This is a genomic window from Rhodococcus sp. BH5, assembly GCF_027583855.1.
GTDB lineage: Bacteria > Actinomycetota > Actinomycetes > Mycobacteriales > Mycobacteriaceae > Rhodococcus_F > Rhodococcus_F qingshengii.
In genome coordinates this window covers 664,168-680,268 of record NZ_JAJHVW010000001.1, presented here as the reverse complement: position 1 = coordinate 680,268, position 16,101 = coordinate 664,168, and the positions used below count along the sequence as shown (strand labels likewise).

Below are 16,101 nucleotides of genomic sequence, written 5' to 3'. Positions count from 1 at the left end.
AACCCGAGGTCGTGCGGGACCCACATCTGTGGGATGCCTCCTGCTCGACCTCATCAGTGAGGAGAGCAGTGGCAGGCAAGGCCCGCGTGCACGAGTTGGCTAAAGAACTCGGTGTCACCAGCAAGGAACTACTCGCAACGCTCAAGGAGCAAGGCGAGTTCGTGAAGTCTGCGTCATCCACAGTGGAGGCGCCCGTCGCCCGTCGTCTGCGGGAGTCATTCCCGTCGGCAGGCGGAGCAGAAACCAAGTCCGAGACCGGCGCAGCCGCTCCGGTGGCTCGCCCCGCGGCAAAGCCCGGCGCACCGTCGCCGTCGGCTGCAAAGCCTGGCGCACCGCGTCCCGGCCCCAAGCCGGCCGCACCCGCACCGGCTGCTCCCGCAGCTCCGGCACCGGCAGCCCCCGCGGCTCCCGCAGCCGCTGCTCCGGCAGCACCGTCAGCGCCGGTCCCCACCCCGACGTTCAACGCTCCGAAACCAGCACAGCCGGCACGTCCGGCTCCGGCTGCTCCCGCAGCGTCGGCACCGGCAGCCCCCGCGGCTCCGGCCGCACCGTCCACCGGCGCGAAGCCCGGCGGACCGCGTCCGGGACCGAAGGCACCTCGCGTCGGTAACAACCCGTACTCCTCGGCACCCGCCGAGCGTCCGGCACCTCGTCCGGCTCCCGGCGCACCGCGTCCGGGCGCAGGTCAGGGCGGTTCTCGTCCGGCTCCGGGTCAGGGCGGTCCCCGTCCGGCTCCCGGTCAGGGTGGACCTCGTCCGGCTCCGGGTCAGGGCGGTCCCCGTCCGGCTCCCGGTCAGGGTGGACCCCGTCCGCCTGCAGGTCAGGGCGGACCCCGTCCCAGCCCCGGCTCCATGCCTCCTCGCCCGAACCCGGGTGCAATGCCTGCTCGTTCCGCTCGTCCCGCGCCCGGTGGCGGCGGACGTCCGGGTCGTCCCGGTGGCGCTCCCGGTGGTCGTCCGGGTGGCGGCGGCGGTGGATACCGCGGTGGCGGCGCTCCCGGCGCCGGTGCTGGTGCAGGTGCTCCCGGTGGAGCAGCTCCGGCCGGTGGATTCCGCGGTCGTCCCGGCGGCGGTGGCCGTCCCGGTCAGCGCGGCGCAGCGGCAGGTGCATTCGGTCGTCCCGGGGGAGCAGTTCGCCGTGGACGTAAGTCGAAGCGGGCGAAGCGCGCCGAGTACGAAAGCATGCAGGCTCCCGCAGTCGGCGGCGTCAGGCTGCCACGCGGCAACGGCGAGACCATCCGTCTCGCTCGCGGCGCATCTCTGTCGGACTTCGCGGACAAGATCGACGCGAACCCCGCAGCACTCGTGCAGGCGTTGTTCAACCTCGGTGAGATGGTCACGGCAACTCAGTCGGTCAACGACGAGACGCTGGAGCTGCTCGGCGGCGAAATGAACTACGTCGTGCAGGTCGTCAGCCCGGAGGACGAGGATCGCGAGCTGCTCGACAGCTTCGACCTCACCTACGGCGAGGACGCCGGCGGAGAAGAGGACCTCGAGTCCCGTCCGCCTGTGGTCACCGTCATGGGCCACGTCGACCACGGTAAGACCCGTCTGCTCGACGTGATCCGTAAGGCGAATGTCCGTGAGGGCGAAGCCGGCGGCATCACGCAGCACATCGGTGCCTACCAGGTGCTGACCGAGCTCGAGGGCAACGAGCGTCTCGTGACGTTCATCGACACCCCCGGTCACGAGGCCTTCACGGCCATGCGTGCTCGTGGTGCCAAGGCCACCGACCTCGCGATCCTTGTTGTCGCAGCCGACGACGGCGTCATGCCGCAGACGGTGGAAGCGATCAACCACGCCCAGGCGGCCGACGTGCCGATCGTGGTCGCGGTGAACAAGATCGACAAGGAAGGCGCGAACCCGGACAAGATCCGGCAGCAGCTCACCGAGTACGGACTGGTGGCCGAGGAATACGGCGGAGACACCATGTTCGTCGACATCTCGGCGAAGCAGGGTCTCAACATCGACGCACTGCTCGAAGCAGTGCTGTTGACGGCCGACGCTTCCCTGGATCTGCGCGCCAACCCGGACATGGACGCGCAGGGTGTTGCCATCGAGGCGCACCTCGACCGTGGCCGCGGCCCCGTCGCTACCGTGCTCATTCAGCGCGGAACGCTGCGGGTCGGCGACTCGATCGTTGCCGGCGATGCTTACGGCCGCGTCCGCCGCATGGTGGACGAGCACGGTCAGGACGTCCACGAGGCACTGCCTTCACGTCCGGTCCAGGTCATCGGCTTCACGTCGGTCCCCGGTGCAGGCGACAACCTGCTCGTGGTCGACGAGGACCGTATCGCTCGTCAGATCGCGGACCGTCGCAACGCACGTAAGCGCAACGCGCTTGCAGCGAAGAGTCGTAAGCGCATCAGCCTCGACGATCTCGATGCAGCTCTGAAGGAACATTCACAGCTGAACTTGATCCTCAAGGGTGACAACTCGGGAACCGTGGAGGCCCTCGAAGAGGCTCTCCTCGGAATTCCGATCGACGACGAGGTGCAGTTGCGCGTCATCGACCGCGGTGTCGGTGGCATCACGGAGACCAACGTCAACCTGGCTGCTGCGTCCAACGCGATCATCATCGGCTTCAACGTCCGCGCCGAAGGCAAGGCAACGGAGCTGGCGAACCGCGAGGGCGTCGACATTCGCTACTACTCGGTGATCTACCAGGCCATCGACGAGGTCGAGAAGGCACTCAAGGGTCTGCTCAAGCCGGTGTACGAAGAGGTCGAGCTGGGCAAGGCAGAGATCCGCGCCATGTTCCGTTCGTCCAAGATCGGCAACATTGCCGGTTGCTTGGTCACGTCGGGCAGCATCCGTCGCAACGCCAAGGCACGTCTCATCCGCGACAGCAAGGTCATCGCCGAGACGGTCACCATCTCCTCGCTCAAGCGGGAGAAGGAAGACGCTACCGAGGTTCGCGAAGGCTACGAATGTGGTTTGACCGTCACCTATTCCGATATCAAGATCGGTGACGTTCTCGAGTGCTACGAGCTTCGCGAGAAGCCGCGCGACTGATTATGTCGACACGGGCGTTGGGGCGGACGCACGTGAGTACTAGCTGACATGGACTCTCTCGGACTTGAACATACAAGTCCGAGAGAGTCCATTCGGCTCTGTCTAGGGGGAAAATGTTTGTAGGGGCACTGGAGTTCGACATCCTTTTCGGCGATGTCCACTCACTCAAGGAAAAGCGTTCGATGCTGTCGCCGATCCTGACGGAACTCCGTCGATTCGGTGTGAGTGCAGCGGAGGCGGGGGAGCAGGGACGCCTGCGTCGTGCGCTCGTGGGCGTCGGTGTGGTCAGTTCGTCCGTCGATCACCTGCACGACGTTCTCGATCATTGTGAGCGGGCGGTCGCCGACCGTCCGGAGATTCAGTTGCTGGCTGTGCGAAGGCGAATTTTCGGCCCGGAAGACTGAGCGTCACCGATCTGTGTCGCTTAGCCACTCTTCCAGACGCCGTAACGAATCGAGTTCGTCGGCAAGGGATTCGGTGGCTTCGGGACCAACTGTGGCGGTGTTTGTGCTCACGCTCGACACATGCGACAACTGACCTCTACCGATGGTGATTTGGTTGCCGGGTAGCCGATGGACGAGACTGTTGTCGGTAATAATTCTTGTTAACCAGAACTTTGATCGATCGAGTCACCTCGATTCGAGTGGCCAGGTAGAGGAGACTGACAGTCATGGTAGATCCAGCCCGGGCACGCAAGTTGGCAAAGCGTATCGGAACCATCGTCGCGACCGCGATCGATCACGAGATCAAGGATCCGCGACTCGCATTCGTGACCATCACGGACACCAAGGTCACCAACGATCTGCACGACGCGACGGTGTACTACACAGTCATGGGCGAGAAGGTCGATTCCGCACCCGATGTGGAAGCCGCCGCCGCAGGTCTCGAGAAGGCCAAGGGTGTTCTCCGCTCGAAGGTCGGTGCCGGAACCGGAGTTCGCTTCACACCGACTCTGACGTTTGTCGCCGATACCGTTCCAGACACCGCGCGTCATATGGAAGAACTGCTGGCCCGTGCCAAGGCCGCCGACGACGAGGTCGCCAAGGCGCGTGAGAATGCACAACCGGCCGGAGATGCAGATCCGTACAAGGAGCCGCGAGTGGCTTCGGACGAAGACGAGGCGTCGCCAGATGTTCGTGAAGCCGACTGACGCGCACCGAGAATGACGATCACCGCACTTTCGGACGTCGACCCCTGCGAGGCGAAGTTCGCTCAGGTGGCCGAGGTTCTCGAATCGGCACACACGGTGACAATTCTCTGCCATGTGCAGCCGGATGCGGACACGATCGGCAGCGGACTTGCGCTCGGTCTCGTTCTCGAGCGTCGGGGCATTTCGGTGCAGGTCGCGTTCAGTCGGCCGTCGGCGCTGCCCGAGTCGATGCGCGATTTCCCCGGTCTCCACTTGCTCGTGGCGCCCACTGATGTTCGGGAAAGTGTCGATGTACTGGTGACGGTGGATGTCGGCAGCGAGGGCCGTCTCGGTGAGTTGTCGAGTCGACTCGCCGGCGCGAATCGCACGATCGTCCTTGATCACCATCGCTCCAATTCCGAATTCGGAAGTATCAACGTCGTCGACGAAACCGCTGCTTCGACGACGGCGCTCATCGCACGATTCTTCGATGCGTGGGGAGTCGCGATCGATCGCGATATCGCGCACTGTCTCTATGCCGGACTGGTCACCGACACCGGCTCCTTCCGGTGGGGAGGTCCGCTTCCGCACGTGCTCGCGGCGCGTTTGCTGGCGACCGGCATCGACGGCGACGCGATTGCGCGAAAGCTGCTCGACACCCATCCGTTCGGGTGGTTGCCGATGCTGGCTTCGGTACTCGGGTCCGCGGTGCTGGTCCCGGAAGCCGCGGACGGCCGTGGGCTGGTGTACGCGGTCATCCGACGCAGTGACATCGGCGATCTTCGCTCCGAGGAGATCGAGAGCGTCGTCGATATCGTGCGAACCACATCGGAAGCCGAAGTTGCCGCCGTACTCAAAGAGTCGGTTTCCGGAAGCTGGTCGATCTCGTTGCGTGCAAAGTCGGCGATCGACGTGTCGGCGGTCGCTGAAAGCCTTGGTGGCGGCGGACATCGGCTGTCGGCCGGATACACGTCGACCAGTTCCAGCGACGAGATTGTTGCCGCGCTCGTCGCGGCACTCGGCTGAATCCGCGGCATTGAGCGAATCTGACGCCACCTCGGCGGGATCTTCGGCAGCTGAATTCGACGTCACTGGGCGACGAATCTTTTCCCTGGCGTTTCCGGCACTCGGGGTGCTGGCAGCCGAACCCCTCTATCTGTTGTTCGACATCGCCGTGGTCGGCCGACTCGGGGCGCTTCCGCTGGCCGGATTGGCAGTCGGTGGTCTGATCCTGTCGTTGGTGAGTACGCAGCTGACCTTCTTGTCGTACGGCACCACGGCGCGGGCCGCACGGCTTCACGGGGCGGGCCGCGAGCGCGACGCGGTGGGTGAGGGTGTTCAGGCGACCTGGCTGGCGGCCGCGATCGGCTTGGCCTTGGTCGTGATCGTGCAGGTGATCGCCGGCCCGCTGACTTCGGCGGTGGCCGGGACTCCCGACATCGCCGCGGCTGCGGAAAGTTGGCTCCGGATAGCGGTGTTGGGTGTTCCACTCATCCTGGTGGCCCTGGCCGGCAACGGCTGGATGCGCGGGGTTCAGAACACGGTGCGACCGCTGCGGTTCGTCCTTGTCGGCCTGGGTATTTCGGCGGTGTTGTGTCCGATTCTGGTGCATGGCTTGCTCGGTGCTCCGCGTCTGGAACTCGAAGGATCAGCTGTTGCGAATCTGGTGGGCCAGAGTATTTCGGGTGTGCTGTTCGCCTGGGCGCTCTTTCGTGAACCGGTTTCGGCTCGACCACATTTTGCGATCATGCGGGCGCAGATGCTGATGGGCCGTGACCTGATTCTGCGCAGCCTCGCATTCCAAGCGTGTTTCGTTTCCGCGGCTGCAGTGGCGTCGAGGTTCGGTGCGGCTGTAGTCGGTGCACACCAAGTCGTCCTCCAACTGTGGAACCTGGTTTCGCTCCTTCTCGATTCCTTGGCGATCGCAGCTCAGACGCTGATCGGAGCGGCGCTCGGCGGTGGATTCGCAGCCGCGGCGAAAAGGATGACCTGGCGGATCACCGCATGGTCGACGGTATTTGCCGTGGTGCTCGCGATCTTCTTCGCCGCCGGCCACTCCGTGATCCCCGGACTCTTCACGTCCGACGCCGAGGTGCTCGGTCAGATGTCGATTGCATGGTGGTTCTTCGTCGCGATCATGCCGGTGGCGGGAATCGTCTTCGCACTCGACGGTGTTCTACTCGGCGCCGGGGACGTGGTGTTTCTGCGCAACGCGACCATGCTGTGCGCCGTTCTCGGGTTTCTGCCCGCGATCTGGCTCTCTCTCGCCTACGACTGGGGGCTGGCCGGAATTTGGGCAGGGCTTACCGTGTTCGTAGTACTTCGGATGGTCGCGGTGTCGTGGCGAGCGTTTTCCGGCAAGTGGGCCGTGACAGGTCCGGCGACGGCGAAGCGCGGAAGTTCAACTGAGGAAGCAGAGGGATCGTGGCAGCAAAGCTGATGGCGGTGAGCGACATTCATGTCGGTCACAACGGCAACAAGCCGATGACGGAGGAACTGTTTCCGGATTCGCCTGACGACTGGCTCATTCTCGCCGGAGATGTTTCCGAGAAAACTGACGACATTCGGTGGGCGTTGAAGCTCCTTCGCAGCCGATTCGCAAAGGTCATCTGGATTCCGGGCAACCACGAACTGTGGACGACCGCCAAGGATCCGGTTCAGATTCACGGAGCGCCGCGCTACGAGTACCTGGTCAACATGTGCCGCGAACTCGACGTCATCACACCCGAGGACCCGTTCCCGGTGTGGGAGGGAGACGAGGGACCGGTCACGGTCGTCCCGATGTTTCTTCTCTACGACTACTCCTTCCTGCCGGAAGGTGCGCGAGACAAGGAACACGGGCTCGAGATCGCGCGTGACAAGAACGTCGTCGCCACCGACGAGTTCCTGCTCTCACCGCAGCCGTATGCGACGCGCGACGCATGGTGCCGGGCGAGGATCGAGTACACCCAGGCGCGGTTGGATGCGCTTCCCGAAGGCACAAGAACCGTTCTCGTGAACCATTTCCCGATGGTCCGGCAGCCGACGGACGTACTCATGTATCCGGAGTTCGCACTGTGGTGCGGAACCACCGCTACCGCCGACTGGCACGTGAAGTACAACGCGGTGTGCTCGGTGTACGGGCACCTGCACATCCCTCGAACCACGTACTACGACGGCGTCCGCTTCGAGGAAGTCTCACTCGGATACCCGCGCGAGTGGCGTCGGCGTGGACTGCCGGAGAAGTTGTTGCGTCAGATTCTTCCCGTTCCGGAGTACCCGCCGGGAACGCTCAACAAGTGGGGTGGCCACTTCAAGGTCACGCCGGAGCAGGAAGCCGAAGTCGAGCGCATGCGCGCCGGACGCTGAGAGGTATCGCTACGTGATCGAACAGATTCTTCCCGGTGGAGTTGCGACGGCCGAGGCCTTCGTGGATCCGCCCGGTCTGGTTCCGCACCCCAGTGAGGAGGCGTTGATCGGCCGCGCGGTCGAGAAGCGTCGTCGCGAGTTCGTGACTACCCGGCACCTTGCGCGTCAGGCGATGGGCAAGCTCGGTGTTCCGTCTGCCGCTGTCATGCGCGGCGAGCGTGGTGCCCCACTCTGGCCGCAGGGAGTGGTCGGGAGCCTCGCCCATTGCGACGGCTACCGCGGCGCTGTCCTGGCGTACTCCATGCAGGTCCGCTCACTCGGTATCGACGCCGAACCGCACGGCCCGCTGCCGGACGGGGTATTGCCCGCGGTCAGCATCGAGGCGGAACGAACGTGGTTGGACACTCAGGAAACCGGCGGTCCGGTGCACTGGGATCGAGTGCTCTTCTGCGCGAAGGAAGCCACGTACAAGGCGTGGTTTCCGCTCACCGGGCGCTGGTTGGGTTTCGAGGACGCCCACATCACGTTCGAGGCGGAGTCGGAAACGTCCGGCACTTTCAACTCGCGTCTGCTGGTCCCCGGCGAGGCGACGTCCGGTCCGCCGCTCACCTCTTTCGACGGCAGGTGGTTGGTGTCGGACGGGCTCATCCTGACGGCAATTTCGGTGCAGTGAGCGCGACTGGCAGAATCGGCACACGTGTCAGCTCGTGAAAAGCCTTCCTCCGGTCTTGTCGGCGCCGGAATTCTGATTGTCGACAAAGAGGCGGGTATCACCAGCCACGACGTGGTCGCTCGGTGCCGCAAGTTGTTGAACACCCGGAAGGTGGGACACGCCGGGACGCTGGATCCCATGGCGACCGGTGTTCTCGTTCTCGGCGTCGAGCGTGCGACCAAGTTGCTCGGACTCCTGGCGCTGACAACCAAGGCGTACTCGGCGACCATTCGCCTCGGGGCAGCGACGGACACGGACGATGCCGAGGGGGAGGTCCTGACTTCCGCAGACGCTTCGCAGGTGACGGACGCGGAGATCGCGGCGATCGTGGCGACGCTGACCGGGGACATCAAGCAGATCCCGGCAAGCGTGAGCGCTATCAAGGTCGACGGTCAGCGCGCACATGCTCTGGTGCGTGCGGGAGAAACCGTCGAGCTGGCGCCGCGCCCGGTAACGGTGTCGACTTTCGAAGTTCTGGCTCGGCGAGATGTCCCGGGTGGCTTCGTCGATCTGGACGTCGACGTGGAGTGCTCGTCCGGTACGTACATCCGCTCGCTTGCCCGCGACCTCGGTCGTGAGTTGGGCGTCGGCGGTCATTTGACGGCATTGCGCCGCACCCGCGTCGGGCCGTTCACTCTCGAACATGCGCGCACGCTCGAAGATCTGGCGCAGCAGCCGGGTGTGAGCCTCGACATCGATCAGGCCGCGCAGACAGCCTTTCCGCATCGGCAGATCACGGCGGAGGAAGCCGAGGCGATCAGCCAAGGGCGCTGGCTCGAGCCGATCGGGATGAAAGGGATCTGTGCGGCGATCGATCCCACCGGTCACACGATTGCGCTCCTGCAGGAAAAGGGTCGACGCGCCAGTTCGGTGATGGTCGTGCGACCGGCGACGCTTCGCGGGTGATCGTCCGTGAGCGTGTCGACGGCGACCTCGACGGGTGCGTCGATGCGCTGGTACAGGTCCACGCGTGCGACGGATATCCGAACACGTGGCCGGAACACCCGCGCCGCTGGCTCAGTTCGCCCACGGTGGTGAAGGCGTGGGTCGGTGAGAGTGACGGTCGTGTTGTCGGTCATGTGGCCGTCGACAGCGAGGTCGCAGGTGCGCCCAGAACCGCGGGATCGATAGCCGTGTCGCGATTGTTCGTTCATCCTGGCTCACGTGGAAACGGCCTCAGCGATGCGCTACTCGATGCCGTGACGGATTTCGCAGCCGAGAGTCGGTTGGAACTGGTGCTCGCCGTCGTCGACGACGCTCTGCCGGCGATCGCACTGTACGAGCGTCGAGGGTGGGTGTACGTCGACGAGAGGCTCGCCGACTGGACCCGGATCGACGGCGTCCGGCCCGTGGAACGCCGATACCGACTGCCGCTTTGACTACCTCGGCTAGACGAGCCAAATTGCTTGAGCGACTGGACTTCCCAAGTCGATGGTGTTGGGGCTGTCGCCGAGTCGAACGGACACTGTCCCGGCGAAATCGCGGCGCTCCTCGACGGTGATCTCGACATCGAGACTGACGCCGACGGAATCGAAGTACCGGAGCATTTCGGGATCGGAATCGGAGATCCGGGCAACGCGGCCCCGCTCACCGTTGGCGAAGTCGCTGAGCTGGCGGGCCGGGGGAGTCGGCACCGAACCGTCGGTGGCGGGAATGGGATCACCGTGCGGGTCACGTTCGGGGAAGCCCAGTTTGGCGTCCATCCGCGAGATCATCAGATCGGAAACGGCGTGTTCGAGGACTTCGGCCTCGTCGTGGACTTCGTCCCAGCCGTATCCGAGTTCCTGAACCAGATAGGTCTCGATCAACCGGTGGCGCCGGACCATGGAGACGGCGGCGGCGCGGCCGCTGTCGGTCAGGGCGATGGATCCGTAGCGGGCGTGATCGACCAGGCCCTGGTCCGAGAGTTTGCGGATCGCCTCGGACACCGTCGAGGCCGAGACGCTCATTTTCTCGGACAGGAGCTTGGTGGAAACCCGCTCGTGGGACCACTCCTGGATCGTCCAGATGACCTTGAGGTAGTCCTGGGCCACCGACGAGAGTGCGAGCGTGTCGATTGCCGCGTCCTGCGCCGAAGTGCTGTCGCCATCCGACGTCGATGATGCTTCCGAGGTTCCGGTCTTGTGAGCTGCCACAACGCTTAGCTTAGGCTACGAAATCCGGAACTTCCGTACGTGAGCGGCAGCACAGCGGTGATTCGCTGGGCGGGTCCGAACGTGACCCGCCGCCGGTGGACCCGTAGGCTGCCAATCGTGCTGAGATGGCGTGGTCTCGACGAAGTTCCGGCCGATTGGGGTCGTTGTGTGCTCACTATCGGTGTGTTCGACGGTGTGCATCGTGGGCATGCCCAATTGATAGCGAGAGCGGTTACCGCTGCCCGCAAACGTGGTGTTCCGAGCGTGTTGATGACGTTCGACCCGCATCCCATGGAGGTTGTGCGGCCGGGTAGTCATCCAGCCCAGTTGACGACGCTGCAACGGCGTGCGGAATTGGCTCAGGATCTGGGCATCGACGTGTTCTGCGTGATGCCGTTCACCGCTGATTTCATGAAGCTGACGCCGGAGCGCTACGTCCACGAGATTCTCGTCGAACGTCTACATGTCGCCGAGGTCGTGGTGGGGGACAACTTCACCTTCGGCAAGAAGGCGCTCGGCAATGTCGATCTTCTTCGTGAAATGGGCGCTCGCTTCGGCTTTGCCGTCGACGGCGTCCAGCTGCTCGCCGAGCATGCGGTGACGTTCTCGTCGACCTACATCCGCTCGTGCGTCGACGCAGGCGACATGGAAGCGGCTACCGAAGCTCTGGGCCGTCCACATCGTGTCGAAGGTGTGGTCGTCCACGGTGACAAGCGTGGACGCGAGTTGGGGTTCCCGACGGCCAACGTTGCACCGCCGATGTTTTCGGCGATTCCGGCCGACGGCGTGTACGCGGCGTGGTTCACGGTGCTCGGTGCCGGCGAGGAACTCGGAACCGTCGTTCCCGGTCGCCGATACCAAGCCGCGGTGTCTGTGGGTACCAATCCGACCTTCTCCGGCCGGACCCGAACCGTCGAGGCATACGTTCTCGACACCGAAGCAGACCTGTACGGACAACACGTCGCGGTCGACCTGGTTTCGCGGATTCGCGGTATGGAGAAGTTCGACTCGATCGAGTCGCTCATCACGGCAATGAACCGAGATGTCGAACGCGCACGCCGGATTCTGAGTGAGGATGCAGAGCGCAGCGTCGGTTGAGTTCCTCCTGTGTCAGTGGCGGCCGCCACATTCGCTCCAGGTGGGCGAGAGCGCCTCATTGCTGCTGGTAGGATCTTCTCTCGGTGCGTGCTGCGGTTTGCGGTGGCCGCGCCCGATCTAGTTCCTTTCACGCAAACGTCATCACAGGAGTGAATCAAGTGGCATTGACCACGGAAGAAAAGAAGGCCGTTCTCGGCGAGTACGGCTTGCACGAGACCGACACGGGATCGCCTGAAGCTCAGGTGGCAATGCTCACCAAGCGCATCACCGATCTCACCGAGCACCTCAAGACCCACAAGCATGACCACCACTCGCGTCGTGGACTGCTCTTGATGGTCGGTCGCCGTCGTCGTCTGCTGAAGTACGTGGCAAAGACCGACGTCGCTCGCTACCGCACGCTCATCGAGCGTCTCGGCCTGCGTCGCTAGATTTTTCTCACGACGCTGATCGAAAGCAACACGGCATGCTTCGGTTTGCCGAACACTCCGTCAGCCGGCGAAGCCACGCATATACTGGGCTTCGCTGGCTTTCGGCGTTAGCTGCCGCAAGGCAGTTTCCGCTGTCGGCGCTATGCACAGTTGTCCAGGCGCAGTTGTTTATGCGCAGTTGTGCAGTGCGCAGCCAGCACACCGTATGCACCAGAGAACGTGGTGTCGGTTGTCGGTAGTGGTTCTCCGGACCGGGCAAGTGCCCGAAAGCTCCGGCGGACTTCGATCGACGGCCGCCCGAACGTCGTGACGTCCCGAAGCAGAAATCGCTCGCATCGCAAGGAGCGTCTGCAATTCAAGAGGGGGACGTCCCTCGGTGCGCAGTTTCCACCAGGAGGGTGGAAACGCCCGCGCGGGTACGGCGAAGACGAGAGGGAAGTGAAGAGAAAAGAATGACAGAGAATTCCGTAGTAGAGGTCGACGAAGGCGTGTTCGAATCCACCGCCGTGATCGACAACGGGTCCTTCGGTACCCGCACCATCCGTTTCGAGACCGGACGCCTTGCTCAGCAGGCCGCCGGCGCCGTCGTTGCTTACCTGGACGACGAGACCATGCTGCTGTCCGCCACGAGCGCCAGCAAGCACCCCAAGGAGCACTTCGACTTCTTCCCCCTGACGGTGGACGTCGAAGAGCGCATGTACGCAGCGGGCCGCATCCCCGGTTCGTTCTTCCGTCGTGAGGGACGCCCCTCCACCGACGCGATCCTGACCTGCCGCCTCATCGACCGGCCGCTGCGCCCGTCCTTCGTCGACGGTCTCCGTAACGAGATCCAGGTCGTCGTCACGGTCATGAGCCTCAACCCCCAGGATCTGTACGACGTCGTGGCCATCAACGCCGCTTCCGCGTCGACGCAGATCGCCGGCCTGCCGTTCTCCGGACCCGTCGGTGGCGTGCGCGTTGCACTCATCGTCTCGGACGAGAACAAGACCGGCCAGTGGGTTGCATTCCCGACGGTCGATCAGCTCGAGAACGCCGTCTTCGACATGGTCGTCGCCGGCCGCGTCGTTTCCGGTAGCGGTGACAACGCCGACGTCGCGATCATGATGGTCGAGGCCGAGGCCACCGACAACGTCATCGCGAAGATCGCCGACGGCGCTCAGGCACCGACCGAGGCCATTGTCGCCGAGGGCCTCGAGGCCGCCAAGCCGTTCATCGCACGCCTGTGCGCTGCACAGGCAGCACTTGCATCCAAGGCTGCAAAGCCCACGGGTGACTACCCGGTCTTCCCGGCGTACCAGGACGACGTTTTTGCTGCCGTCGAGGCTGCTGCGTCCGAAAAGCTCAATGCCGCACTGACAATCGCCGGCAAGCAGGAACGCGACGACAAGACCGACGAGGTCAAGGTCGAGGTTCTCGAGCAGGTTGCACCCAACTTCGAAGGCCGCGAGAAGGAACTGGGAGCAGCGTTCCGCTCGCTCACCAAGAAGCTGGTTCGCCAGCGCATCCTGCGCGATCAGTTCCGCATCGACGGCCGCGGCGTCACGGACATCCGTTCGCTGTCCGCCGAGGTCGCGATCATCCCGCGCGCACACGGCTCCGCACTGTTCGAGCGCGGCGAGACCCAGATCCTGGGTGTCACCACTCTCGACATGGTGAAGATGGCTCAGCAGGTCGACTCGCTCGGTCCCGAGACCACCAAGCGCTACATGCATCATTACAACTTCCCGCCGTACTCCACCGGTGAGACGGGCCGCGTCGGTTCGCCGAAGCGTCGCGAAATCGGTCACGGTGCACTCGCCGAGCGCGCTCTCATGCCGGTTCTGCCCAGCGTCGAAGAGTTCCCTTACGCGATTCGCCAGGTCTCCGAGGCCCTGAGCTCCAACGGTTCCACCTCGATGGGCTCGGTGTGCGCGTCCACGCTCGCACTGCTCAACGCCGGTGTGCCGCTTCGCGCTCCGGTTGCCGGTATCGCCATGGGTCTGGTTTCCGACCAGGTCGACGGCGAAACCCGCTACGTCGCGCTGACCGACATCCTCGGCGCCGAAGACGCCTTCGGCGACATGGACTTCAAGGTCGCAGGTACCAAGGACTTCGTCACGGCCCTGCAGCTGGACACGAAGCTCGACGGCATCCCGTCGCAGGTCCTCGCCGGTGCACTCTCGCAGGCCAAGGACGCACGGACCACGATCCTCGAGGTCATGGCGGAAGCCATCGACACCCCGGACGAGATGAGCCCGTTCGCTCCCCGCGTGACGGCCATCAAGGTCCCCGTCGACAAGATCGGTGAGGTCATCGGCCCCAAGGGCAAGATGATCAACTCCATCACCGAGCAGACCGGTGCCAACATCTCCATCGAAGACGACGGCACCGTGTTCGTCGGCGCCACCGATGGACCGTCTGCACAGGCCGCGATCGACATGATCAACGCCATTGCCAACCCGCAGCTCCCCAAGGTCGGCGAGCGGTTCCTGGGCACGGTCGTCAAGACCACCGCCTTCGGTGCCTTCGTTTCGCTCCTGCCGGGACGCGACGGACTGGTGCACATCTCGAAGCTGGGCAGCGGTAAGCGCATTGCCAAGGTCGAAGACGTGGTCAACGTCGGATCCAAGATCCGCGTCGAGATCACCGACATCGATGCACGTGGCAAGATCTCGCTGATCCCGGTCGAAGAGGGCAACGACGAGGCTGCCGCTCCGGCCGCCGACGAGGCTGCTTCCGAGTAGATCTCACTTCGTACTCTGATGCGGCCCCGCGCGGATTTCCGTGCGGGGCCGCATCTGTACTGTCTGTAGACACAGAGCCTGTAGATACCTGATTGACCACTTGCACCGAGGACTGCTGAACCTTTTCATGGCAAAGACCACTCCCAACACCACGCGCAGCCGCAGCGCTGTGCTGAAATCGCCGATCGATGCGACTCCCGAATCCGGAGTACAGCGCACGGTCCTTCCCGGCGGCCTGCGCGTCGTCACCGAGTTCATTCCCGGTGTGCGTTCCGCCTCCGTCGGTGTGTGGGTCGGAGTCGGCTCGCGCGACGAGCAGCCGAGTGTGGCCGGTGCCGCGCATTTTCTCGAGCACCTGCTGTTCAAGTCGACGCCGTCACGGACGGCGTTGGACATCGCGCAGGTCATGGATGGTGTGGGCGGCGAACTCAATGCATTCACGTCGAAGGAATACACCTGTTTCTACGCGCACGTGATCGACGACGACCTTCCGATGGCGGTTGACCTTGTCGCCGACGTCGTGCTGCGAGGGCGTTGCAGAACCGCGGACGTCGATGTCGAGCGGCAAGTAGTGCTCGAAGAGATCGCGATGCGTGACGACGATCCGGAAGACTTGCTCGGCGACGCGTTCCTGACCGCGTTGTTCGGCGATCATCCTGTCGGCCGTCCGATCATCGGTAGCGTCGAATCGATCGAGTCGATGTCGCGCAATCAGTTGCATTCCTTCCATGTTCGGCGTTACACACCGCAGCGGATGGTGCTGGCCGTAGCGGGAAACGTCGACCACAAGCAGGTTGTGACGCTCGCTCGCCGTGCATTTGCCGGACATCTCGAGCGCGGGGTCAAGCCGGCGCCGCGGCGCGAAGGCACTCTGCGGTTGCGAACGATGCCTGAACTGAGCTTGACCCACCGCGACAGCGAGCAGGTCCACCTTGCGCTCGGGGTACGCGCGTTCGGCCGGCACGAGGGCCATCGCTGGGCGCTGTCGGTGCTCAACGCCGCAGTGGGCGGTGGGCTGAGTTCTCGTCTGTTCCAAGAGATTCGGGAGAAGCGCGGGCTTGCGTACTCCGTCTATTCCGGCGTCGACACCTTCGCGGACACCGGAGCGTTCTCCGTGTATGCAGGTTGCCAGCCGGAGAACCTCGGGGAGGTTGCCACGGTTATCCGCGAGGTACTCGCGAACGTGGCGACGGACGGAATCACCGATGCCGAGATCGCCCGCGCCAAGGGATCGCTGCGCGGCGGATTGGTTCTGGCACTGGAAGATTCAGGCTCACGCATGAACCGTATCGGTCGCAGCGAACTGAACTACGGCAACCAACGCAGTGTTGCGCAGACGCTCGCGACCATCGACGCAGTCACCTCCGAAGAGGTGCTCGAGGTGGCGCAGGTGCTCTTGACGAGGCCGTTTGCAGCCGCCGTCGTGGGTCCGTACAAGCGGGTTCGTGACCTCCCCGCGTCGGTACGCGGGATCGTGGGCAAGTAGTTCGAACTATCGAAATCGGGGTGTGCAG

At 64.1% G+C, this 16,101-nt stretch carries 14 protein-coding genes; 13 read left to right on the top strand and 1 reads right to left on the bottom strand.

What is annotated here, in order from left to right:
• Positions 1 to 68: 68 nt before the first annotated feature.
• The 9 genes from infB (at position 69) to RhoBH5_RS02985 (ending at position 9,582) form a co-directional block, all read left to right on the top strand.
• Complete coding sequence (infB, locus tag RhoBH5_RS03025) at positions 69 to 3,014, top strand: translation initiation factor IF-2 (RefSeq protein ID WP_270007934.1); 2,946 nt, start codon at positions 69 to 71, stop codon at positions 3,012 to 3,014.
• Between the two features lie 113 nt (positions 3,015 to 3,127).
• The gene (locus RhoBH5_RS03020) at positions 3,128 to 3,418 is read left to right on the top strand and encodes a DUF503 domain-containing protein (protein ID WP_042450732.1); all 291 of its coding nucleotides are present in this window, start codon (positions 3,128 to 3,130) and stop codon (positions 3,416 to 3,418) included.
• A 266-nt stretch (positions 3,419 to 3,684) separates the two neighbouring features.
• Positions 3,685 to 4,164, top strand: a complete 480-nt coding sequence (rbfA, locus tag RhoBH5_RS03015; protein ID WP_003942248.1) for a 30S ribosome-binding factor RbfA — start codon at positions 3,685 to 3,687, stop codon at positions 4,162 to 4,164.
• Between the two features lie 12 nt (positions 4,165 to 4,176).
• Positions 4,177 to 5,169, top strand: coding sequence for a DHH family phosphoesterase (locus RhoBH5_RS03010; protein WP_058038657.1), 993 nt, complete (start codon positions 4,177 to 4,179; stop codon positions 5,167 to 5,169).
• Positions 5,170 to 5,179: 10 nt separating this feature from the next.
• The gene (locus RhoBH5_RS03005; RefSeq protein ID WP_064112745.1) at positions 5,180 to 6,583 is read left to right on the top strand and encodes an MATE family efflux transporter; all 1,404 of its coding nucleotides are present in this window, start codon (positions 5,180 to 5,182) and stop codon (positions 6,581 to 6,583) included.
• On the top strand, positions 6,568 to 7,491 hold the full coding sequence (locus RhoBH5_RS03000; RefSeq protein ID WP_058226293.1) for a metallophosphoesterase family protein: 924 nt from the start codon (positions 6,568 to 6,570) through the stop codon (positions 7,489 to 7,491). The genes RhoBH5_RS03005 and RhoBH5_RS03000 overlap by 16 nt, the downstream gene beginning before the upstream one ends.
• A 13-nt stretch (positions 7,492 to 7,504) precedes the next feature.
• Entirely contained in the window at positions 7,505 to 8,164 is a 660-nt protein-coding gene (locus RhoBH5_RS02995) for a 4'-phosphopantetheinyl transferase family protein (RefSeq protein ID WP_003942126.1), read from the top strand.
• A gap of 24 nt (positions 8,165 to 8,188) precedes the next feature.
• On the top strand, positions 8,189 to 9,109 hold the full coding sequence (gene truB / locus RhoBH5_RS02990) for a tRNA pseudouridine(55) synthase TruB (RefSeq protein ID WP_125050919.1): 921 nt from the start codon (positions 8,189 to 8,191) through the stop codon (positions 9,107 to 9,109).
• Complete coding sequence (locus RhoBH5_RS02985; RefSeq protein WP_270007933.1) at positions 9,106 to 9,582, top strand: GNAT family N-acetyltransferase; 477 nt, start codon at positions 9,106 to 9,108, stop codon at positions 9,580 to 9,582. The genes truB and RhoBH5_RS02985 overlap by 4 nt, the downstream gene beginning before the upstream one ends.
• A 9-nt stretch (positions 9,583 to 9,591) precedes the next feature.
• Here the strand turns inward: RhoBH5_RS02985 and RhoBH5_RS02980 are convergent, their stop codons facing one another.
• Positions 9,592 to 10,338 carry a metal-dependent transcriptional regulator gene (locus RhoBH5_RS02980; protein ID WP_003942116.1) on the bottom strand — a complete coding sequence of 249 codons (747 nt, stop codon included), beginning with the start codon at positions 10,336 to 10,338 and terminating at the stop codon, positions 9,592 to 9,594.
• Positions 10,339 to 10,455: 117 nt separating this feature from the next.
• Here RhoBH5_RS02980 and RhoBH5_RS02975 point away from each other — a divergent pair, with 117 nt between their 5' ends.
• The 4 genes from RhoBH5_RS02975 (at position 10,456) to RhoBH5_RS02960 (ending at position 16,073) form a co-directional block, all read left to right on the top strand.
• Positions 10,456 to 11,436: a bifunctional riboflavin kinase/FAD synthetase gene (locus RhoBH5_RS02975; protein ID WP_003942148.1), complete on the top strand. Its 981-nt coding sequence runs from the start codon at positions 10,456 to 10,458 to the stop codon at positions 11,434 to 11,436.
• 158 nt (positions 11,437 to 11,594) lie between these two features.
• Positions 11,595 to 11,864, top strand: coding sequence for a 30S ribosomal protein S15 (rpsO, locus tag RhoBH5_RS02970; protein WP_007735061.1), 270 nt, complete (start codon positions 11,595 to 11,597; stop codon positions 11,862 to 11,864).
• Between the two features lie 452 nt (positions 11,865 to 12,316).
• The gene (locus RhoBH5_RS02965; protein ID WP_270007932.1) at positions 12,317 to 14,587 is read left to right on the top strand and encodes a polyribonucleotide nucleotidyltransferase; all 2,271 of its coding nucleotides are present in this window, start codon (positions 12,317 to 12,319) and stop codon (positions 14,585 to 14,587) included.
• Between the two features lie 127 nt (positions 14,588 to 14,714).
• Positions 14,715 to 16,073 carry a M16 family metallopeptidase gene (locus RhoBH5_RS02960; RefSeq protein WP_270007931.1) on the top strand — a complete coding sequence of 453 codons (1,359 nt, stop codon included), beginning with the start codon at positions 14,715 to 14,717 and terminating at the stop codon, positions 16,071 to 16,073.
• The last annotated feature ends 28 nt before the right edge of the window (positions 16,074 to 16,101 follow it).